The 20,725-nt window shown below is 63.6% G+C and carries 21 protein-coding genes; 15 read left to right on the top strand and 6 right to left on the bottom strand.

Features of this window, described 5'->3' with window-relative positions; genetic code table 11:
* From R4P57_RS19370 to R4P57_RS19350, 5 genes are read left to right on the top strand one after another with little or no spacing between them, the layout of a single operon-like run.
* Complete coding sequence (locus R4P57_RS19370) at positions 1–201, top strand: MbtH family protein (RefSeq protein WP_231893662.1); 201 nt, start codon at positions 1–3, stop codon at positions 199–201.
* Positions 201–1,526 carry an aminotransferase class III-fold pyridoxal phosphate-dependent enzyme gene (locus R4P57_RS19365; RefSeq protein ID WP_317804454.1) on the top strand — a complete coding sequence of 442 codons (1,326 nt, stop codon included), beginning with the start codon at positions 201–203 and terminating at the stop codon, positions 1,524–1,526. The genes R4P57_RS19370 and R4P57_RS19365 overlap by 1 nt, the downstream gene beginning before the upstream one ends.
* The gene (locus tag R4P57_RS19360) at positions 1,523–3,346 is read left to right on the top strand and encodes a non-ribosomal peptide synthetase (RefSeq protein ID WP_317804453.1); all 1,824 of its coding nucleotides are present in this window, start codon (positions 1,523–1,525) and stop codon (positions 3,344–3,346) included. The genes R4P57_RS19365 and R4P57_RS19360 overlap by 4 nt, the downstream gene beginning before the upstream one ends.
* On the top strand, positions 3,340–5,490 hold the full coding sequence (locus tag R4P57_RS19355) for an MMPL family transporter (RefSeq protein ID WP_317804452.1): 2,151 nt from the start codon (positions 3,340–3,342) through the stop codon (positions 5,488–5,490). Before R4P57_RS19360 ends, R4P57_RS19355 begins: the two co-directional genes overlap by 7 nt.
* 44 nt (positions 5,491–5,534) lie before the next feature.
* Positions 5,535–6,974 (top strand): serine hydrolase domain-containing protein, encoded by a 1,440-nt coding sequence (locus R4P57_RS19350; protein WP_317804451.1) that lies wholly within the window; start codon positions 5,535–5,537, stop codon positions 6,972–6,974.
* A 73-nt stretch (positions 6,975–7,047) separates the two neighbouring features.
* Here the strand turns inward: R4P57_RS19350 and R4P57_RS19345 are convergent, their stop codons facing one another.
* Positions 7,048–8,424: an NAD-dependent succinate-semialdehyde dehydrogenase gene (locus R4P57_RS19345; RefSeq protein WP_317804450.1), complete on the bottom strand. Its 1,377-nt coding sequence runs from the start codon at positions 8,422–8,424 to the stop codon at positions 7,048–7,050.
* 239 nt (positions 8,425–8,663) lie between these two features.
* Between R4P57_RS19345 and R4P57_RS19340 the strand changes: the two genes are divergently transcribed.
* A complete protein-coding gene (locus R4P57_RS19340) occupies positions 8,664–10,901 on the top strand; it encodes an NADP-dependent isocitrate dehydrogenase (protein ID WP_317804449.1) in 2,238 nt (745 codons plus the stop codon).
* 258 nt (positions 10,902–11,159) lie between these two features.
* Here the strand turns inward: R4P57_RS19340 and R4P57_RS19335 are convergent, their stop codons facing one another.
* A complete protein-coding gene (locus R4P57_RS19335; RefSeq protein ID WP_317804448.1) occupies positions 11,160–11,360 on the bottom strand; it encodes a hypothetical protein in 201 nt (66 codons plus the stop codon).
* A gap of 183 nt (positions 11,361–11,543) precedes the next feature.
* Between R4P57_RS19335 and R4P57_RS19330 the strand changes: the two genes are divergently transcribed.
* From R4P57_RS19330 to R4P57_RS19310, 5 genes are all read left to right on the top strand, one after another.
* Positions 11,544–11,864 (top strand): WXG100 family type VII secretion target, encoded by a 321-nt coding sequence (locus R4P57_RS19330; protein ID WP_317804447.1) that lies wholly within the window; start codon positions 11,544–11,546, stop codon positions 11,862–11,864.
* 24 nt (positions 11,865–11,888) lie between these two features.
* Complete coding sequence (locus R4P57_RS19325; RefSeq protein WP_317804446.1) at positions 11,889–12,176, top strand: WXG100 family type VII secretion target; 288 nt, start codon at positions 11,889–11,891, stop codon at positions 12,174–12,176.
* On the top strand, positions 12,173–13,513 hold the full coding sequence (locus R4P57_RS19320) for a colicin D domain-containing protein (protein WP_317804445.1): 1,341 nt from the start codon (positions 12,173–12,175) through the stop codon (positions 13,511–13,513). Before R4P57_RS19325 ends, R4P57_RS19320 begins: the two co-directional genes overlap by 4 nt.
* Positions 13,513–13,812, top strand: a complete 300-nt coding sequence (locus R4P57_RS19315; RefSeq protein ID WP_317804444.1) for a colicin immunity domain-containing protein — start codon at positions 13,513–13,515, stop codon at positions 13,810–13,812. Before R4P57_RS19320 ends, R4P57_RS19315 begins: the two co-directional genes overlap by 1 nt.
* Positions 13,813–13,911: 99 nt before the next feature.
* On the top strand, positions 13,912–14,178 hold the full coding sequence (locus R4P57_RS19310) for a colicin immunity domain-containing protein (RefSeq protein WP_317804443.1): 267 nt from the start codon (positions 13,912–13,914) through the stop codon (positions 14,176–14,178).
* A gap of 121 nt (positions 14,179–14,299) precedes the next feature.
* Here R4P57_RS19310 and R4P57_RS19305 read toward each other — a convergent pair whose 3' ends face one another.
* Positions 14,300–15,136, bottom strand: coding sequence for an adenylate/guanylate cyclase domain-containing protein (locus tag R4P57_RS19305; RefSeq protein WP_317804442.1), 837 nt, complete (start codon positions 15,134–15,136; stop codon positions 14,300–14,302).
* On the bottom strand, positions 15,133–16,113 hold the full coding sequence (locus tag R4P57_RS19300) for a GlxA family transcriptional regulator (RefSeq protein WP_317804519.1): 981 nt from the start codon (positions 16,111–16,113) through the stop codon (positions 15,133–15,135). Before R4P57_RS19300 ends, R4P57_RS19305 begins: the two co-directional genes overlap by 4 nt.
* Positions 16,114–16,236: 123 nt before the next feature.
* Here R4P57_RS19300 and R4P57_RS19295 point away from each other — a divergent pair, with 123 nt between their 5' ends.
* Genes R4P57_RS19295 through R4P57_RS19285 form a run of 3 tightly spaced genes read left to right on the top strand, consistent with a single transcriptional unit; the run spans position 16,237 to position 17,985 of the window.
* Complete coding sequence (locus R4P57_RS19295; RefSeq protein WP_317804441.1) at positions 16,237–16,869, top strand: isochorismatase family protein; 633 nt, start codon at positions 16,237–16,239, stop codon at positions 16,867–16,869.
* An 18-nt stretch (positions 16,870–16,887) separates the two neighbouring features.
* On the top strand, positions 16,888–17,304 hold the full coding sequence (locus R4P57_RS19290; protein WP_317804440.1) for an EVE domain-containing protein: 417 nt from the start codon (positions 16,888–16,890) through the stop codon (positions 17,302–17,304).
* Between the two features lie 24 nt (positions 17,305–17,328).
* Complete coding sequence (locus R4P57_RS19285) at positions 17,329–17,985, top strand: nitroreductase family protein (protein ID WP_317804439.1); 657 nt, start codon at positions 17,329–17,331, stop codon at positions 17,983–17,985.
* A 9-nt stretch (positions 17,986–17,994) separates the two neighbouring features.
* Here R4P57_RS19285 and R4P57_RS19280 read toward each other — a convergent pair whose 3' ends face one another.
* Positions 17,995–18,639: a response regulator transcription factor gene (locus R4P57_RS19280; protein ID WP_317804438.1), complete on the bottom strand. Its 645-nt coding sequence runs from the start codon at positions 18,637–18,639 to the stop codon at positions 17,995–17,997.
* Positions 18,630–19,850, bottom strand: a complete 1,221-nt coding sequence (locus tag R4P57_RS19275; protein ID WP_317804437.1) for a sensor histidine kinase — start codon at positions 19,848–19,850, stop codon at positions 18,630–18,632. The genes R4P57_RS19280 and R4P57_RS19275 overlap by 10 nt, the downstream gene beginning before the upstream one ends.
* A gap of 171 nt (positions 19,851–20,021) precedes the next feature.
* Here R4P57_RS19275 and R4P57_RS19270 point away from each other — a divergent pair, with 171 nt between their 5' ends.
* The gene (locus R4P57_RS19270; protein WP_317804436.1) at positions 20,022–20,678 is read left to right on the top strand and encodes a DedA family protein; all 657 of its coding nucleotides are present in this window, start codon (positions 20,022–20,024) and stop codon (positions 20,676–20,678) included.
* Positions 20,679–20,725 lie beyond the last annotated feature (47 nt).

The following is a 20,725-nucleotide window of genomic DNA, read 5'->3' as shown; positions in this document are numbered from 1 at the left end:
GTGCAGGACAACATTTCCGAATGGACCGTCGTACGGAACGACGAGGAACAGCATTCGATCTGGCCGGCGAAGCGACCACTGCCGCTGGGGTGGTACGAGGTCGGATTCACCGGTGATCGTGAGGCGTGCCTGGACCACATCGAACTGGTGTGGACCGACATTCGCCCTTTGTCCCTACGCCGCGCGCTGGGGGTGGCATGATGACCGTCCTCGACACCGTGTCGGGAGTCCCCGCGTCACTGGCCCGGACTCTCGTGGGCGATTTCCTACCGATGACCATCGACATCGAGCGTTCGTGCGGTTCCTACCTCTGGGACGAGGCAGCCGGGCGACCGGTCCTGGACATGGGGATGTTCTTCTCGTCGTCCCCGCTCGGCCACAACCCCACACCGCTCGCGCACATCGAGGCCGAGCGAAAGCTGTTGGCGGCAGCCAAGATGAAGCCCTCGAATCCGGATTTCGCCTCCCGGGTCCTGGCCGATTCGGTCGAGACTTTTCGTCGCCTGCTGATGCCGGAGGACATGCCGCATCTGTTCCTCATAGACGGTGGTGCGGCTGCAGTCGAGAACGCATTGAAAGTCGCCTTCGACTGGAAATCCCAGCGAGCAGGCACCGACGAAACGAATCTGCAAGCGCTGCATCTTCGTTGGGCCTTCCACGGTCGTAGCGGCTACACCATGTCTCTGACCAATACCGATCCGGCCAAGACGGCGCGGTTTCCCAAATTCGACTGGCCCAGAATCGAAGCCCCGGCTCGCGGTGAGGACGGTGGTGACGAAGCCGACCGAGCCGATCTCAGTGAGGCCGAACGCCGGACTCTCGCCGAGATCGAAGCGACTCTCGTCGCCGACGGTGACAAGATCGCGTGCTTCGTCTACGAGCCGATTCAGGGGGAAGGCGGCGACCGACACCTGGGTGCTGCATTCCTCAGGGCCGTGCAGGCGTTGTGCATCGAGCACGACGTCCTCACCGTCGCGGACGAGGTCCAGACCGGTGGCGGCACAGTCGGCACCCGGTGGGCGCACGAGGCGTTGGGGCTGCATCCCGACTTGGTGGCATTCGGGAAGCGCTTGCAGGTGTGCGGAGTCATCGGTGGCCGTCGCGTCGACGATCTCGACACCAATGCGTTCGCCGTACCGGGACGGATCAGCTCGACCTGGGGTGGTTCGTTGGTGGATCTGGTGCGCTTCGCACTGCTCTACGAGTACATCGCACGAGAGAACGTGATCGCGCGAGCGGCGGCAATGGGCCCCTTTGTGCGCGCCGGACTCGACGCGATCGTGAGTTCCTCGGGCGGTCGTGTCACTTCGGCCCGTTCACGGGGCCTGTGGGGGGCCGTCACACTGTCTTCACGCGAGCTGCGCGACGCAGTGCTCGGCACCGCATTGGACGACTACGACACGGTACTCCTGCCGTGCGGGACGAGGTCGATTCGTTGGCGTCCGTCCCTGTTGGTCACCGAGCAGGAATTGGCGCTCTCGTTCGACGCAGTGACTCGGTCGCTGACGGCGGTGGGTGGCTCGTGACAGCCTCCGTCGACGATCTCGCGTTCACCGGGCTCTCTGAGCGCTTCGGTGAGCGTCCCGTGCAGGTCTGCGTGGACGGTGAATTGGGCGTCACCGCCCTCGAACAACGGAGCGCGCAGGTCCGCGACGCCTTGACGCGTGCCGGTGTCGGCCGCGGGCACGTCGTCGCAGTGAAGGGCCGTCGCGACTCCTGGTTGCTGCCGACATTGCTGGGCATTCTCGGTGCGGGCGCCGCGTACACGGTGATTCCGTACAACAGTCCGCAGGCGGTCGAGGCGCAGCTGCTCGAGACCGTCGAGCCGGCCGCCATGGTGGTGTGGGAGGACCTGCATCCGGCGTCCTGGCGCGGATGCACTTCGGTTGCACTCGGCGACGCCGTCGTCTTCCTGTTCGGTTCGTTCGAGCCGGCTTCTCCCGCACCGCGCAGCATCGACGACCCCGCGTACATCATCACCACGTCCGGGACGTCGGGCACACCGAAAGCCGTTCTGGTGCCGCACCGAGCCGTCCTGGCTTTTCTCGACGCGGCCTGCGGTGTCGTTGCCCTGTCGAGATCCGATGTGGTGGCAGCGCGGTCGTCCGCTGCCTTCGATCTGTCGGTGTGGGAACTGTTCGCATCGGTGGGGGCGGGCACCACCGCAGTCCTCGTCGTGGAAGGTGTTGCGGCCGATACTGCTCGGCTGCACGAGCTGCTAGCGCAGACAGGTGCGTCCGTGCTCTCGACCACACCGTCCGCGGCGTATCAACTCGGCGCATACGACGAGGCAATCGGTGGCGGGCTGGCGCTGCGACAGTTGCTCGTGGGCGGCGAAGCCTCCGACGGCGGCAGGCTTGCCGATGTCATGGCCGCACCGTCTTTCGGCCGGTGCCGGCTCGTCAATTGGTACGGCCCGACGGAGGTCACGGTGTCCTGCACCGGCGGCGAACTCGTCGAACAGGATCTCGCCGAGCCGAGGACGCCCATCGGGCCCGCTCTGTCGGGTGTGAGAACGGAGGTACTACCGGTTGCGGACGGTGTCGGTTCGGTCGAGGGCCTCGGACAGCTTGCGGTGGGCGGCGACCAGCTCGCACACGGATACCTCGGGAACCCTCGCGCGACCGCAGCAGCGTTCGTCCCGGACCCAGCCGGTCACGGTGATCGGCTGTATCTCACCGGGGACATCGTCGGTACCGACGCCGGCGACCGCTTCGTGTATCACGGCCGCGCCGACGACCAGATCCAGTTGCGGGGGTACCGGCTCGAGCTCGGCGAGGTGGAACGAGCGATTGCGTCCCACCCGGGGATCCGGTGGTCCCATGCCACTGTCGGCGGCACGGACCTCGATGTTCTCGTCGCATATTTCGCCACCTTCGAGGATGTCGATCGTGCGGAGTTGTGGTCGCAGCTCTATCGCACGCTGCCGCGCCACGCAGTGCCTGCCGCTCTGGTGAACGTGGCCGAGGTTCCGGTGACCGTCGGCCAGAAGTTGGATGTCGCGAAGTTGCCCGCGCCGGTGATCACCGACTTCGTTGCCGGTACGACCGCGGGCCGGGCGGCGGAAACCGATACCGAGGAGCGGCTGTTGACGCTGTGGCGACGTCTGCTGGGAATCGAGGAGATCGGTACCGATCACCATTTCTTCGCGCTTGGCGGCCACTCCTTGTTGGTCGCGCGCTTGGTCAACGGCATCGCCCGGGAGTTCGGGGTGCGGTTGCAGTTGGCGGATGTAGTGGAGGGACTGACCGTGCGCGAGATCGCGTCGGTCGTGGACAGAGAAACGAATCGTCTGGCGGTCGGCGCATCGGCGTCGAGCCGTGGACAGGAGGAGATGTCATGGTGACCACGAGGGAGAGGCCCCCGATCGAGGGCGCGACGAGGGATGGCTCCATCCTTGAGCGTTTCGCGGGAGTGGCCAGGTGGAGCTACCGTCATCGTCTCGCAGTGCTTGCGGGATGGCTTGTGGCGCTGGTGTTGTCGGCCGGTGCATACATGGGACTGGGTATGTCCGAGTTGTCTCCGGCGGACGGGTTCGTCGGAGAGTCCGGCGCAGCGGAGCAATGGGAAACGGGCTCGGACTTCCTGTCCTCGCGCACCGAAACGATTCTGGTGCAGGGCAGCTCGGCGGAGGACTCCGATCGCATCGCGGACGAGTTGGCCGCGGCGCTGGCGGGGACGGCGCAGGAGCCTCCGGAGAAGTTGACGGCCGCTGCCGGGGACCAACGGGTTCTGCAGGTGCTGCTGCCCGATGAGCAGGCGTCGCCGTCCGAGCGCGTGCAGGGGATCGAGTCTGCGATCGAGAGCGCCCGCGAGGCCAATCCGGGTGCTGCCATATCGGCTACCGGACCCATCTCGGTGCAAGCAGACGTCACCACCAGTTACGGTGAGCGACTGGTGTTGCTGGAAATGCTCAGCCTCCCCGTCACGGCCGTCGTGTTGTTCCTCGTGTTCGCCGGTCTGATCGCCACGTTGATCCCGCTTGTCACCGGCCTCGCCGTGGTGGCATTGGCCGTCCTCTGGAGCGGTCCGACGTCGTTGTCGGTGCCCATGGAAAGCAACCAGATGAGTGTCATCCTGCTGATGGGTCTCGCTCTGGGCGTGGACTATTCGTTGTTCTTCGTCAGGCGCGCCCGCGAGGAGTTCGCCCGGTCCGGTGACGCCGACGCGGCCGCGACGATCGCGGTGTCGATGACGGTGCGCTCGGTTCTGACGGCCGGTCTGGTGACCGGTGTGTCGGTGATCGCAGCCTTCCTGACCGAATCGCCGATTTTCCACTCGCTCACACTCGGCATCATTCTCGTTGTCGTCGCAGCGATGCTTGCGTCGATCACCTTGCTTCCGGCGTTGTTGGCGCTGGGGCGTCGGCGAGTTGTCCGGCAGCTGTTCGGCAAGACTCCGGACGACGCAGCGGAGGAGACCGGGTTCTGGGGTCGTCTGTCGGGCACGGTCGTTCGACGCCCGGTGCCTGCGCTGCTCGCCGGACTGGCCCTGATGGTCTTGTTGGCAGCACCGGTCGCAACCATGAAGTTGCAGTTCCCGGGAACCGACGCCATGCCGCGCACCTTCGAGACGCTGCGCACGCTGGACGACGTCTCCGAGCAGTTCCCGCTGTACGGCGTCAGCCACACTGTGGTCACCGAGACCGGCGGTGACGTCGCCGGTGCCTCGGCCGTACTCACCGACATCGCCGAGGACGCGGCCGGGCTGCCCGGATTCGACGGGCAGGTGCGTGACGTTCAGATCTCCACGGACGAGTCGGTGGCGCGCATCGAGATCGGCACCGACGCCGACGGTATCGACGCACAGTCGGCGAGAGATTCTCTGAACGAGTTGCGTGGCAACGTCGTTCCGGAGTTCGCCGGCGATCGTGAGATCCTCGTCGGTGGTGAGACCGCAGTCAGCGTCGATGTCTCGGAATCCACGTCGCGTGATCTGCTGATCGTCATACCGATCGTCTTGCTGGTCGCTTTCGCGCTGATCTACCTCGCCTTCCGCAGTGTCGGGCTGGCCGCTCTGAGCGTGGGCCTGAATCTGCTGTCCGTTCTCGCGTCCTACGGCATCCTGGTGCTGTTGTTCCAGTACGGCTGGGGTGCACCGGTGTTCGGCTCGGAGTACGTCGGACCGGTGGTGACTCTGCTGCCGGTGATGATGCTGGTCATCCTGATCGGCCTGTCGATGGACTACCACGTCTTCATCCTCACTCGGGTGCGCGAAGCATTCGGTCGTGGCCTCGCCGTCGAGGATGCCGTCCGGCAGGGTGTGGTCCGGTCCGCGCCGCCCGTCACTGCGGCTGCGGCCGTGATGGTGGTGATCTTCGCGATGTTCACCCTGTTGCCGACGCCGGAGATGAAGCAGCTCGGCGTCGGGCTCGCCGCGGCAATTGCACTGGACGCGACTGTCGTTCGTGGCATTCTCGTCCCCGCTGCATTGCGACTGCTGGGGGCGAGCGTGTGGAAGCGCTCACTCGACGGCGCGGGGCATCACTGATCACGAAACCGGCCGATCACACCACGGACAGGAGTTCGAGAAGGATGGCGACCGACACGGTATTTACCCGACGACTCGTCGTGGGAGTGCTGGTGACCCTGGTCTTGCTTCTCGGGCTCGCGCCCGGTCCTGCTGCGGCAGTGTCGCTCTCGACCTCGGATCTGCAGAATGCAGTGGACGGGTGGGCAGCCGAGATCGGAGCCCCGGGAATGTCGGTTCGGGTCCTCGATCCGGACGCGGTGGTGGCGGAGGCATCGAGCGGTGTGGACGGCAACGGCGAGCCCGTCGATGCCTCCACACCGTTCGTGTGGGGCTCGGTGTCCAAGCAGTTCACGGCGGCCACCGTCGTCGGGCTGGAACGGCAGGGTGTACTCGACGAGTCCACGCCCGTCGTGGACATCGTCCCGCAGGCGCGGGACATGCTGGGCGACCCGGCAACGACTGTCGGCGACCTGGTGCACCACACCAGCGGCTTGCCGCACGACATCACGGTCACCGACGACTGGTCCCGCCGCGGCTCGGCCATCGACGCAGTCACGACCATCTCGCAACCGGCGGAGACGACCCAGCGTGGGTCGTTTCGGTATTCGAGCCTGAACTATCTGCTCCTACAGGCAGTAGTCGAGAAAGTGACGGGGGAGTCGTTCGCCGATGCCCTCGACGCCGAGGTCCTCGCGCCTGCAGACACGTCCGCCATCACCGATCCGGAGCAGTTCACTCTCGATGTTCCACCGGGTCATGTGCCGTTCTTCGGCTCGGCTCGACCCATCGACGTCGGTGTGGATTCGGCAGGTCTGGGCTACGGCTACCTCGCGGGCTCCACGGGCGATCTCGGTCGCTACGCATCATGGCGACTCGGCCAACTGCAGGGCGGCGAGGACACAGCTCCCGAGGTCGATACCGGCGAGGGCACCGAGTACGGCGACGGACTGTTTCACGAGACGATCGCAGGCCAGGACGTGTGGTGGCATTCCGGAGCCGTCCCCGGTTACTACACTTACGTGGCATTCGTGCCCGCTCTCGACAGGGCAATGGTGTTGGCCACCAATCGATACGGCGAGATCGAAGCCGAACACATCGCCGCGGTGGGAAGAAATCTCACCACGCTCGTAATCGACGGGTCGACCACCGGCCTACCGTCGTCGTCGGCTCCGATGGTGTTGGGTGCCATCTTCGCGGCCGTGGCGGTCCTGCTCGCCATCGTCGTCTGGGTCACCGTTCGGCTGTTCACCGGGCAGGTCCGACAGCGTTCGCTCGGCGGTGCGGCGCTTCGGATCGCGATCACCACGGTGTTGGGCGGGTCGGTGCTGATCGGTGCCTACATCGGGGTGCCGTCGATCGTCGGTGCGTCACTGTCGGTCATGGCGCTGTGGGCTCCCGACGTCACCCTGGCGTTCTGGATTCTGCTCGGCACGGTGTTCCTCGCGTCTGCCTTGGTCGTGGCTGATCAGGTGGTCAACTACAGCCGAATTCGGCAGACCTAGCCGATCGGACGTACCGACAGACGCGCTGCTCCCCGGCCGTGGGGCCGGGGAGCAGCGTCGGTCGAGGTCGTGCTTATTTCGCGGAGACGCGCACCAGCTTCTTGTTCACGAACTCGTCCATGCCCCACGGTCCCAGCTCACGGCCTACGCCGGAGCGCTTGACGCCGCCGAACGGCAAGCCGGGGAGGGTGGTGCCGTGCTCGTTGACGAAGGCCATACCGACCTCGAGCTGTTCGGCCACGTCGCGAGCCTTGTCCAGGTCGGCGCTCCACACCGAGCCGCTCAGGCCGTATGGCGAGGAGTTCGCCAATTCGATTGCCTGCTGCGGGCTTTCGACCTTGTAGATCACTCCGGCCGGTCCGAACAGCTCTTCGCTGTATGCCCGCATGTCCGGGGTGACGTCGGTCAGCAGTGTCGGCTGCACGAATGCACCCGGTCCGTCGATCTTCTTGCCGCCGGTCAGCAGTGTCGCGCCCTTGGCGACGGCGTCGTCGATCTGCTCGATCAACGTGTCGGCGGCGGTCTGCGACGACAGCGGCCCGAGGGTGGTGTTCGCGTCCAACGGGTCGCCCGTCTGCACGGCCTCGAAGGATGCGACGAGCTTGGTGACGAAGTCGTCGTAGAACTCCTCGGCGACGAGGATCCGCTTTGCGGCGTTGCAGGCCTGACCTGCGTTGGAAAGCCGCGCCCGGGTCGCGGACTCGACTGTTGCGTCCATGTCGTCGGAGTCGAGCATGATGAAGACGTCCGATCCGCCCAATTCGAGGACGACCTTCTTGAGGTTGCGTCCTGCGGTTTCGGCGACGGAGGTTCCGGCTCGCTCGCTACCGGTGAGCGAGACGCCCTGCACGCGTGGGTCGGCGATCATGTCGGCGATCTGCTCGTTGGTCGCGAAGATGTTGATGTACGCGTCCTGGGGGAGTCCGGCCTGCTGGAAGATCTCTTCCATCAGCAGTGCCGACTGCGGGCAGTTCGGTGCGTGCTTGAGCAGAATCGTGTTGCCCACCATCAGGTTCGGGCCTGCGAACCGGGCCACCTGGTAGTAGGGGAAGTTCCACGGCATGACGCCGACGAGCGCGCCGACCGGCTTGCGCTGCAGCACAGTGTCTTCCGCGCCGGGCACGTCGAGCTTCTCGTCCTCGAGCAGCGCTGGGCCTTGGTCTGCGTAGTAGCGGTAGATGTTGGACGACAGCTCCACCTCGCCCTGCGACTCGGTCAGCGGCTTGCCCATTTCGAGCGAGATCGTTCGGGCCAGTTCGTCGGAACGTTCGGCGTAGAGGTCGGCGACCTTGTGCAGAATTTCGGCGCGATGCTTCGGTGAGGTCTTGCGCCACGTCTGGAAACCGGCGTGAGCGTCGGCGAGTGCGCGCTCGACTCCGGCCGTATCGAGGGTATCGAATTCCTTGACGGTTGTGCCGTCGGCAGGATTGACAGTTTTGTAGGTTGTCATGACCGGTTCAACGGTCGGGGAGGGGTTTGTTGTTCCAATTCGGGCAAATCGGATGCTCCGACGGTGGTCAGGGGCGGATCCAGGAACGTTGCGAAATCCTTTGAGCGCCCTACTGGTCGGTAACTTGGAACCGCTGGTGGAGTGATACCCCACTGGGACGCACAGCGGCGGGTTCAAAGATTAAAGTCGTCAGTGGACGCATCCAAAAGACGACGTTGAAACTGAGGCAAAGGCGAAACATGACTGCGAAGAAGCCGACCATCATCTATACCCTGACCGACGAGGCGCCCATGCTGGCGACTCACGCGTTTCTGCCGGTCATACGTTCTTTCGCCAGCGCGGCCGAGATCAACGTCGAGTCGAGTGACATCTCCGTTGCCAACCGCATCCTCGCCGAGTTCCCCGATTACCTCAACGAAGACCAGCGAGTGACCGACAACCTCGCCGAGCTCGGCAAGCTGACGCAGCTGCCCGAGACCAACATCATCAAGCTGCCGAACATCAGCGCCTCGGTGCCGCAGTTGCTCGCAGCCGTCAAGGAACTGCAGGACAAGGGCTACGCGATTCCCGACTTCCCCGGCAATCCGAAGACCGACGAAGAGCGTGAGATCCGCGACCGGTACACCAAGTGCCTCGGCAGCGCGGTCAATCCGGTTCTGCGCGAGGGCAACTCGGACCGTCGTGCCCCTAAGGCCGTGAAGGAATTCGCCCGCAAGCACCCGCACAGCATGACCGAGTGGTCGATGGCGTCGCGCACCCACGTTGCGCACATGCGTGAGGGCGATTTCTACCACGGCGAGAAGTCGACGGTCGTCGACGGTGACCGTGAGGTCAAGATGGAACTGCTGCCCGCCGACGGCGAGCCGATCGTGCTCAAGGAGAAGCTCTCACTCACCGACGGTGACGTCATCGACTCGATGTTCATGAGCAAGAAGGCGCTTCTCGATTTCTACGAGGAAGAGATGCAGGACGCCTTCGAGACCGGCGTCATGTTCTCCCTGCACGTCAAGGCGACCATGATGCGGGTATCGCACCCCATCGTGTTCGGCCACGCAGTGCGTGTGTTCTACAAGGACGCCTTTGCCAAGCACGGTGACCTGTTCGAAGAGCTGGGCGTCAACGTCAACAACGGCCTGTCGGATCTGTACACCAAGATCGAGACGCTGCCGGCCTCCAAGCGCGACGAGATCATCGAAGACCTGCACAAGTGTCACGAGACCCGCCCGGAGCTCGCGATGGTCGACTCCGCCCGCGGCATCTCCAACTTCCATTCGCCCAGCGACGTCATCGTCGATGCCTCCATGCCCGCCATGATTCGCGCCGGCGGCAAGATGTGGGGTGCGGATGGCCGCCCGAAGGACACCAAGGCTGTCAACCCGGAGTCGACCTTCTCCCGCATCTACCAGGAGATGGTGAATTTCTGCAAGACCAACGGTCAGTTCGATCCGACGACGATGGGAACCGTCCCCAACGTCGGACTGATGGCGCAGAAGGCCGAGGAGTACGGCTCGCACGACAAGACCTTCGAGGTACCGAAGGCGGGCGTCGCCAACATCACCGACATCGCCACCGGCGAAGTTCTGCTCACGCAGACCGTCGAAGAGGGCGACATCTGGCGTCTGTGCATCGTCAAGGATGCGCCGATCCAGGACTGGGTCAAGCTCGCGGTGACGCGTGCGCGTGAATCCGGAATGCCGGTCGTCTTCTGGCTGGACCCGTACCGCCCGCACGAGAACGAGCTGATCGGCAAGGTGCGCAAGTACCTGAAGGATCACGACACCGAGGGCCTCGACATCCAGATCATGTCGCAGGTGCGTGCCATCCGGTACACGATGGAGCGTCTGGTTCGCGGACTCGACACCATCTCGGCCACCGGCAACATCCTGCGTGACTACCTCACCGACCTGTTCCCGATCCTCGAACTCGGCACCAGCGCCAAGATGCTCTCCATCGTTCCCCTGATGGCAGGCGGCGGACTGTACGAGACCGGCGCGGGTGGCTCGGCTCCCAAGCACGTCAAGCAGCTCATCGAGGAGAACCACCTGCGGTGGGATTCGCTCGGCGAGTTCCTGGCGCTGGCCGTGAGCCTCGAGGACCTCGGCATCAAGACCGGCGACGTCAAGGCGACCATCCTCGCCAAGGCACTCGACTCCGCCACCGGCAAGCTGCTCGAGAACAGCAAGGGCCCCTCGCGCTCGACCGGTGAACTCGACAACCGTGGCAGCCAGTTCTACCTCGCTCTCTACTGGGCCGAGGAACTGGCCGCACAGACCGAGGACACCGAGCTGGCCAAGCACTTCGCTGCACTGGCAAAGACCCTGTCCGACAACGAAGACAAGATCGTCGCCGAGCTCAACGAGGTCCAGGGCACGGCAGTCGACATCGGTGGCTACTACTACCCGGACCCCGAAGCCACCGCTGCAGTGATGCGCCCGTCCAAGACCTTCAACGAGGCACTGGAGTCGGCGAAGCAGTAGTTCTTTCTGGCTCACCCCCCCATCGAATGAATGGTCCATTCACGCGCTCAGACGTTGTGAATGGACCATTCATTCGTATTGGGGCGCAGCAGCATTGGGGTTTACCGCCCGCCCCGGTCGGATCAATGTGACTTTCACGCGCTCAGACGTACTGAATGGACCATTCATCCGTTCAGGGGTGGCACCAAGATGTCCAGGAACGCCGAACAACTCGCACTCTGGCGTCGCCCCGGCAATTACAGGACTGAGATGGCCCGGTCAAAGTCGAAGAGCCCCAAAAACGGCGTCATCGACAGCTGACACGCCCCGATCCAGCGAGTCTGCACAAAAGACACTCATCCCGATCAGTTTGCTGTACAGCCGGATTCGCAGTGTTTGCTGGTTTGTCTCGACGTACCGCTCGACCGCTGTCTCGAACACCACCTTCAGCTTTTCGATGACTTCGATGTGCTGGAGCACACTGGTTCCCAGCGACCCGGTCTCGCCGGAGACGACGCCAGCAACTTCGAGCCAAAGCTTCGCCCGAGGCTAGATTCTCGGCCGTAGCAAGTGCGGTTCGATGGAACCGACTGGGCTTGGCCGACGTCGAAGGCTATGAGCGTCCATTTTCGGCGAGCAGCGGCGGCGCAGACGGGGGAGCACATGTCAGATGACACGAGTTCAGCGCAAGCGCTGGTGGTCGAGGCGCAGCAGATCGCTGAATACGCCGCGTTCGTTCAGGCGACGGCCGATGCGCTGTCGAGCGGAACGACGAAGGTGGACCGCCACATCGAGGCTCTGCTCGAGTCGTGGCATGGGCCCGCCGCCACCGTATATTGGGAGGGGTGGAACGACTTTCACAGTGGCGCGGTTGCGGTCGCGGGAGCGTTGGCCAGGCTGGGGGACCTGCTGAACGAGGCAGGCGTCGCGTATTCCGACACCGACCAGGCCAATGCACGCACCCACAGTTCTTTGAATCTGTAGGCGCGCGAAGTGGGACGTTTCGTAGTGAATTTTGCCGAGCTTGATAGTGCGTTGGCCGAGCTGCAAGCCTTCCTCGGTCTTGTTGAAGACAACCTCGACGCAATCGAGGCGAGAACCGCCCACCATCAACAGCACTGGGAGGGTGCCGCGGCAGCGCAGTTCGACGTCGCGCAGCGAGAGTGGCGGGCCGGCGCAGTCGAAATGGCCGCAGGACTGGTAGAAATGCGGGCCGCCGCGTCCGCCGCGCGCCGCTCGTACTCCGAGGCATCGAATGCCAACCTGCGATTGCTCGGACGCGGATCGACCGAATGAGCGATCTGGATCTCGATCCGCAGGACTACTACGACGTGGCCGATGTCTGCGTCCGGGTCGCTGCCGAGTTTTTCGGCGCTGCCAATCAGCATCTCGATCTGCTGTACGGGTGTGGGAGCATGGCCGGCAGCTACGAGGAGGCCACGGAGTGGGCATCCTCGTACGACGATCGGGCCAACGAGACGCTGGACACGATCCGATTACTGGCCGAAGCCATTCACCATTACGGCGATGTCGTCGCTCAGCTCGGATTCAACCACGCCATGGCCGACTACAACGCTTCCGTCGCGGCGGGCCAACAGTCTCAGCTCCCGCCGGATCCACCGCCGGGCCAGTCGGCGCCGATGTTCGTCTGCAAAGTCCCCGTACCGTCCGCCGGCGGCGATGGTGGTCTCCTTGACAGTGGCCTCGGACTGGTGGAAAAGATCGGTGTCATCGTCCCGGACGGCGATACCGACAAGCTTGAAATCGCAAGGGCCGCATGGGCCGCAATCGCAGCCGACGCCGCGTGCGCGGCAGTGCCCGACGCGCTCGAACGAGCGGCGGCCACGTTCGATAGCGTCATCGCACCCGACGCGGTTTTCGTCGACGAGGACTTGCGCGAGTTGAGAGATGCGGCCGATGACGTGCTCAACGCAGCCAACGAGCTCGCGGTGTCCTGTGAAGAGCACCGTGACGGTTTGAATCAGCTGCGCGGCGACCTGATGGGCGAGTTGGAAGGTTTGCGCGATGATCTGCTGAAAGAGTTGGCGATAACCGCAGCTATCGGTGTCGCTGCCTCTTTCGTCACTTTCGGACTCGGTGCAATCGCCGCGTCTGCGCGAGCGGTGTCGATCGCCGCCCGGTTCGCTTCCCCGCTTCGGCGTGTGATCGATGTGTGGAAATCGGCCCGAAACCTTCGGAGAGGAGTGGGGCGCGAACGTGATCTCCAGCGGAGGCAGAAGGAGCTGGATAGGATCAAGAACCTCGGGGACGAGAGGCCCTCGCCCAGTTCGGGTCCTGGGCTCGGCCCGGCAATCAAGCGGATCGATCCGGTCGATGTCACGTTCGATGCAGGTCAGATCGAGAAGAAGTTCAAGCACGCCGCTGACTTCGGCGTATCTGAACCGCGTGGCAGTGATGGCTTCCGGCATTTCACGGAGAGGGTGCGCGAGTTCATGGTGGATCCAAAAACCGAGCACATCTCCGGCACCTACAGGGGCGACGAAGTGCTTCTGAGCGTAAACCCAGACACCAAGCTTATTGTGGTTCAAGGCCCAGACGGAAGGTTCGTCACTGGCTGGGAAATGAGTGAGGACCAGATGGCGTCGGTTCTCAGTGAGGGGAGACTGTACTGATGAGTGCTATCGGGAGGGCGGCCGCGCAGGCCCTGATTTTTATTCCCACTATCGAGGCTTTCGTAGATGGGAGTCACACCGCCGATGTCTTCGAGAAGGAATATTTGAGGCTGGTGAAGCGGACGCCGGGGATACTCGAAAGGGAAGTGTCCGAGATCGTCAACGGTCTGTTCGGCGACGTGGACGCTTACGTCGCCGAGGACAGGTTGCGTGGCGATGACGACCTGGACGCAGGACAATTGCTTATCTGTGCGACTGGGGCGTTGGAAAAACTTCGTCAGTTGAGTCGAGACGGATAGTATCGATCTCTCGTTGATCGTTCGCAAGTCAGCGATACGCTCTGAAATGGAAATCTGGGGGGGTGGATACTGACGGAGCATCAGAGATCGGTTGAACCAATGCTGAGCCAGTACAGGGAGCTGATCGAGGCATTTGTACAAGAAAAGATTTCGGCAGATGATTTCGAGACGAAATATATCCGCACCTTCACCAATGATAAATGTGAAGTGCGGGGTAGTGAGTTCGTAGTTCTCGAAAAGCTATTTTTCGATGTCGACGATTATGTTTCGGATCCGGTGCTGCGCGATAGCCCGGAGGATCTTTCGGGCGAACAGCTCAGAGAACGTGCGGCGGCCACCTACTCGAAACTGTTTGGTCTCGAGTGAAATAGCTCGTCGCTTGCCAAGTGTCAGGTGCCATCGCACGCGCAGGCATCCGGATATGAGGCTCGGTGCAGGGGGATCTGTGGACAGCAGCCAGTAAAAGTGCCCGTTGTGAATGGACCATTCATTCGTTCAGGGCGACTTCCGCATTGGGAAGCACCGGGAGCTCTATCGGAAACAACTGGAAACTTCCGCTCATACCCTTAAGTTCGACTTCACGGGGCAGCCCGAGGGACAGATCGACGGCTGTTCTGATGGCGTTGCGAACCGGCTCGCTGACGAGAATTTCTCCGCCTTCGGCTTGGTTCGCCACTCGTGCCGCCATGGCCACGTTGAGGCCGAAGAGGTCGTCACCGCGTCGTACGGAACTGCCCACGTGGACGCCCATACGGACACGGATGCGGTCCCAGCGATCGGGGTTCTGCAGCAGTGCCTCCTGCACTTTCACTCCGCAGCGCACTGCTTGTGCCGGGTCGGAGAAGGCGATCATGTAACCGTCACCCTGACTCTTCACCACGTGTCCGCCGTGGTCGTCGACGTGTTTGTTGATCAGCTTGTTGTGCTTCTCGAGCAGCTTCACCCAGCCGCGGTCGCCCAGTTCCTCGTTGCGTGCGGTGGATCCTTCGATGTCGGAGAACATCACCACGATGTCGCCATCGGCGGTCATGCGTGCCAGGTCAGGTCGCTCGACCTTCGCCCAGCCCGCGAGGTCCTCGACGGAGTTGCGGACCGTCGCGCCGAAGCCCTTGTTGATGAGCAGGTCTGTGGTGTGGAAGGCGGTTCGGATGGCGAAGGGCACCAGGCCGCGCCGCTTGCGGCGTTGTTGCGATTCGGAAAGGGCGCGGTCGAGTGCGCGACGCGTGTGCTTCAACTTTCGACGCGACACGATCAAGACCACACCGAGAGCGATGATGGCGGCGAGCTCGACTCCGGCAACTATCCACAGGATCACGTCGCTCATCCTTGCCTGTCGACGGTGCTCGTGGTTGCACAACCGACGGTGAACTGCCTCCGGTAGGCCGTCGGGGTCACGGCGAAGGCCGAGCGAAAGTTCTGACGTAGGGTGACGGCGCTTCCGAATCCGCACAGCGCTGCGATGTTGTCGATGCTGCGATCGGTGGTCTCGAGCAGGCTCCTGGCCTCGTTCAGCCTCTTGTCGAGTACCCAGCGGGCAGGTGTGGATCCCGTCTCGAACTGAAACTGGCGGATGAAGCTGCGTCGGCTCATGCGCGCATGGTCGGCCAGTCGCTCGATGGGCAAGGGCTGGTCCAGGCGCTCGAGTGCCCAGCTCAGCACGTCGGCAATCGCAGTATCTCCGGAGGCCTCGATCACCGGGCGCTCGATGTATTGCGCCTGGCCGCCGTCCCGATGAGGCGCGACGACCAGGCTCCGAGCCACTCGCGTCGCAGCCGCCGAGCCGAGGTGTTTGCGCACGATGTGCAGGTATGAATCGATCGACGAGGCAGTTCCTGCGGACGTCATGACGTCGCCGTGATCGATGTAGAGCACCGACTCGTCGACGCCGGCGTGTGAATTCCGCTCCCGCAGTTCGGTCATCTTCGTCCAATGTGTGACAGCCGGGCGTCCGCCGAGCAGGCCGGTGTCTGCGATGGCGAACGAACCGAGGCACAGACCCGCGATCTCTGCGCCGCGCGAATGGGCGTTACGAAGCGCATAGGAGAGGCCATTCCCGATGGGCGGCAACGATTCCGGCCACGACGTCACGATGACGATGTCGGCCCAGGCGACTGTATCGGGGCCAGCGATGTCGCCAACCGGGAAGCCTTCCTCGGTGCGTATCGACCCGGCTTCGTCGGACCACACCCGCGTCTCCCAGTCCGGGGCGAGCCCGAGTCGAGTCACCTCACCGAACACCATCAACGGCGCGGCGAGGTGGAACATGGTGATGCCGTCGAACGCATAGAGCGCGATCCGCATGGCGTCTCCGATCTCGAATGTTGGCGCAAATGCATCGAAAGTATGCATCCGTGCCACTCGTGGATGCAAGGCCGCCACCGCAAGATGAGAAGCGACCGAGATCGCCAGTCGAAGGAGAACACCATGACCGCACCGCGCAGAGCATTGATCGTCATCGACGTCCAGCAGGAGTACTTCGAGGGGGTGCTGCAGATTCAGTACCCGCCCCGAGACGAGTCGTTGGCCAACATCGTCCGTGCAATCGAAGCTGCTGCAGCGCAGGATCTTCCCGTCGCGATCGTGCAGCACGAGATGCCCGACGGCGCACCGGCCTTCGTGAAAGGCACTCCGAAGTACGAGTTGCATCCCGACATTCAGGCCGTCGTGCAGCCGTCTTTCGAGCGGGTCGAGAAGAAGTACAGCAGCGTGTTCGCCGGAACCGACGTCGCGAAGTGGCTGCAGGGCAACAACATCGACACCGTCACGATAGTCGGCTACATGACCAACAACTGCGACCTCGCCTCCAGCGCCGACGCCGAGGCGCTGGAGCTGACCGTCGAGATCCTGTCCGACGCTACCGGCGCGATCAATCTCTCGAACGAGGCGGGCACCGTCTCGGCCGAGCAACTCCACAAGGCATTGATGGTGCTCTACCAGTCCAACTTCGCGGCAGTGGCGACGACGGATCAGTGGATCGACGCCGCCAAGAACGGAAACGGGCTCACAGCCAACAATCTGGTGGTCTCGGCAGCCCAGGGCAACGACGCGGTGGCCTGAGTTCCTACACTTGCAAAGGTGACTGCTCGGGCGATAACGAATCGCACTCTCGGTGCCTGGGTGATCAAGTGCAATCCGCACAAGACCGATCTCGCGCCAATGGTCGAAGCCGGACGTGCGCACGAGAACTGGTGCGTCGCCGACAATTACCGAACACGTCTGATGGCACCCGGGCAGCCGGTGTTGTTCTGGGTCAGTGCCCATGCCCGACGCGGAATCTGGGGCGCCGGTACCGTGACCGGCACCCCGGTCCCCGGCCCGCAGTGGAAGGTCTCGACGAACATCACGCTGTTCGAGGAGCCGATTCTTGCGTCGGACATCCAGTCCATCGCAGCACTGTCGACGCTCGAGGTGTTCCGATCGCCGCAGCAATCGAACCCGTCCTGGATCGACGTGTCCGCGTGGGAGCTCGTCAGAACCCTGCTCCCGGACTGACGGCCAGTGGTGCATGATCGAGAGGTGACTTCCTTTCCGATTGTCGATCTGACTCCCGACGAGTTGCTGACCACGACGCGCACCGTCCGTAAGCGTCTCGACCTGACGCGACCGGTTCCGATGGAGCTGATCAAAGAATGTCTCGAGATCGCCCTGCAAGCTCCGTCCGGGTCGAACAAGCAGGGGTGGCAGTGGATCGTCGTCACCGATCCTGATCTTCGGGCTCGAATCGGCGCGATCTACGGCGAACTGTTCGCCGAGTATCAGGCGTCGAAGCATTCCGCGTCGGCCCTTTTCGCCGACGATCCGGAGCGCGCATCGGTACAGAAGCGCGTCGGGGACAGTGCGGGCTGGCTCGGCGAGCACATGGGTGAGGTACCGGTGCTGCTGATTCCGTGCATCCAGGCAGGCAAGACGCTTCCGGCCGGAAACCAGGCAGGTCTGTGGGGGTCACTGTTGCCCGCTGTATGGAACTATGCCCTGGCTGCACGGGCGCGTGGTCTCGGAACAGCCTGGACCACAATTCATCTCGCACGCGAGGCTGAGATCTCCGAGCTACTGGGCATTCCCGAGCATTTCCATCAGGGCGCGCTGATTCCGACGGCGTACTACACGGGGGAAACGTTCAAGGTCGCTCCGCGGGATCCAATCGAGACCGTGCTGCACGTCGATCGCTGGTAGTGAGCCCGGTCAGGTGCGCAGGTAGGCCACCACAGCCATCACGCGCCGGCTCATACCGGTGGAGTTGGCCAGCCCAAGTTTGTCGAACACGGCGTTGATGTGTTTCTCGACAGAGCTCACCGAGATGTACAGATCAGCTGCAATTCGCGCGTTCGTGAGACCTTGCGCCATCAGCTCGAGCACATCGCGTTCGCGCGGCGTGAGTCGTTCGAGGGGATTCGATCGGGTCGTGCGTGACAGCAGCTGCCGTACCAGCTCCGGATCGAAGGCGGTCCCGCCACCGGCCACCCTGTCCAAGGCGTCCAAGAACTCGTCGACCTGCGCGACTCGGTCCTTGAGCAGATACCCGACTTTGCCGCCGGATCCGCTTGTGAGCTCTGCCGCGTAACGGTTCTCGACGTACTGGGAGAGTACGAGTACCGCCACCTCCGGCCATCGATCGCGAATGGTCAATGCCGCGCGCAGTCCCTCGTCGCTGTGACCCGGAGGCATTCGCACATCGGTGACGACGATGTCCGGACGATCCTGTTCCACCGCGGCGAGGAGCGCATCGGCGTCGCCCACGGACGCGGTCACGTCGTGGCCTTCGTCGACGAGCAGACGGACGACACCCTCACGCAGCAACGTCGAGTCCTCTGCGACGATCACCCGCACGGGACGCTCGCCGTCACGACGGTCGGGCCGCCGACCGGGCTGTGCACGCTCAGGGTGCCGTCCACGGCTGCGACGCGGCGGGCCAGCCCGGACAAGCCGGTGCCGGACGGATCGGCACCACCGCCCCCGTCGTCGGTGACGGTTGCCAGCACGCGGTCGAACCTCTGGTGAGCGACGTTGACCTCCAACAGTTTCGGGTAGGCGTGCTTGGCGGCGTTGGTGACGGCCTCCGAGATGACGAAATAGAGGACCGACTCCACAGCGGGACGCAACCTCTCCGTCAGTTCGTAAGTGACTCGAACGGGAACACTGGCACGCTCGGCCATCGCCTCGACAGATGCGCGCAGTCCGTCCGTGTCGAGCGCGATCGGGTACACCCGGTTGGCGACCTCGCGTAGCTCGCTGATCGCCTCCTGCGATGTGGCCTGAGCTTGGGCGAGGAGTTCGTGCACCTTGTCGGGTTTCTCGGCTCGGCGGGCTCGGCCGATGAGCATCCCCAGGGCAACCAGATGCTGCTGGATGCCGTCGTGCAGGTCGCGTTCGATTCGGCGGCGTTCGTCGTCGATGGCATCGACCACGTGATCGCGGCTGCTCGTCAGCTCGGCCACCCGTTGGTGCAGAATTCGGTCGGACTGCCGCCCGAGTACTTGGACGGCGAACCAACGGTCCAACGATCCCACCCCTGCCACTCCGACGATCGCGACGAAGATCAACAGGATCCCGGGCAGCGACACCAGCGTTATGAGTCCACCGTCGACTCGGTCGGCGTTCTCGATCAGGCCCCAGCCGCCGTTCAGGATCCACGCCGAGACCATCGAGCCGGCCACGACCACACACAGCGCCAGCAGCAGGACCACGCCGATACCGAGTAGCCCGATCGTCCACCGCATTCCGAGATACCAGCGACAGCGGTGAGGGGTCGCCACATCCGTGTGGAGCGTGCCGTGGAAGCGGGTGAGTCGCCGAATCTCCCACTCGCTCAAACCAAGTGCGCCTGCATCGATGGCAGACCTCAGCGACTCTCCCCGCCGGCCAAGGAGGCGCGCCGACGCGACTACAACGAGCGCCACCACGGTGAACATCAAGGCAGAGATCGCCGTGACGCTGCCGAGCAGAACCCCGGCAAGTGCCATCAGCCAACGTCGAACAAGCGAGCTGACGGCAATGCGATCCGCCAGGTGGGGTGGACGTACGACGTCGTTTCCGAGCACTCGAGCAGCGTAGCGGGGTATGCGCCCGCTGGTATTGCGGTAAACCGCAGTGTTTTCACGGGGCAGCCCCACGCGTGTTCGACGGCATTCCTCGATGTCCCGCATTCAGGAAGTTCATAACGTTTTCAGCGTCCTTCCTGACAAGCGACACCGACGAACAGGGGAATTGCAATGTCCGACTTACTGATTGCTGCAACTGCTGACACCGAGCAACTCGACGGGCTGGCCGGATGGGCGGTCGGCATCATGGACGCACTCGGCGGCCCCGGCGCCGCCGTCGTCGTCGGCGCCGACAATCTATTCCCACCGATCCCGAGCGAACTCGTTCTGCCACTTGCCGGTTTCTCGGCCAGTCAGGGCGTGTTCTCCTTCGGTGCTGCTCTCTTCTGGACGACGCTCGGCTCGGTCCTGGGTGCGATCATCGTCTACGCGGTGGGTGCGCTCATCGGGCGCGAGCGCACGCGGGCACTGGTGGTTCGGATCCCGCTGATCAAGGCCACCGACTTCGACCGCACGGAGGCCTGGTTCGCCAAGCACGGATCGAAGGCAGTGTTCCTCGGACGCATGGTCCCGCTGTTTCGTAGCTTCATCTCCCTGCCGGCCGGAATCGAGCGAATGGGAATGATGAAGTTTCTGCTGCTCACCACACTCGGCAGTCTGATCTGGAACACCATATTCGTCACCGCGGGATATCAGCTGGGTGAGAACTGGCACCTGGTCGACGGATATGCCGAAATCCTGCAGAAGATCGTCATCGTTTCGGTCGCACTGGGTTTCGTCGTCTTCGTGGCCATGCGGCTGCGGTCTCGCCGCCAGGCCGGTCTGTGACAACGCCGGCCTGGCGACGCGAAATGGAACTACCGCGACATGGAACT

Origin of the sequence: Rhodococcus sp. IEGM 1330 (genome assembly GCF_033142445.1) — a bacterium.
Classification (GTDB): domain Bacteria; phylum Actinomycetota; class Actinomycetes; order Mycobacteriales; family Mycobacteriaceae; genus Rhodococcoides.
This window is presented reverse-complemented; position numbering and strand designations above follow the sequence as displayed.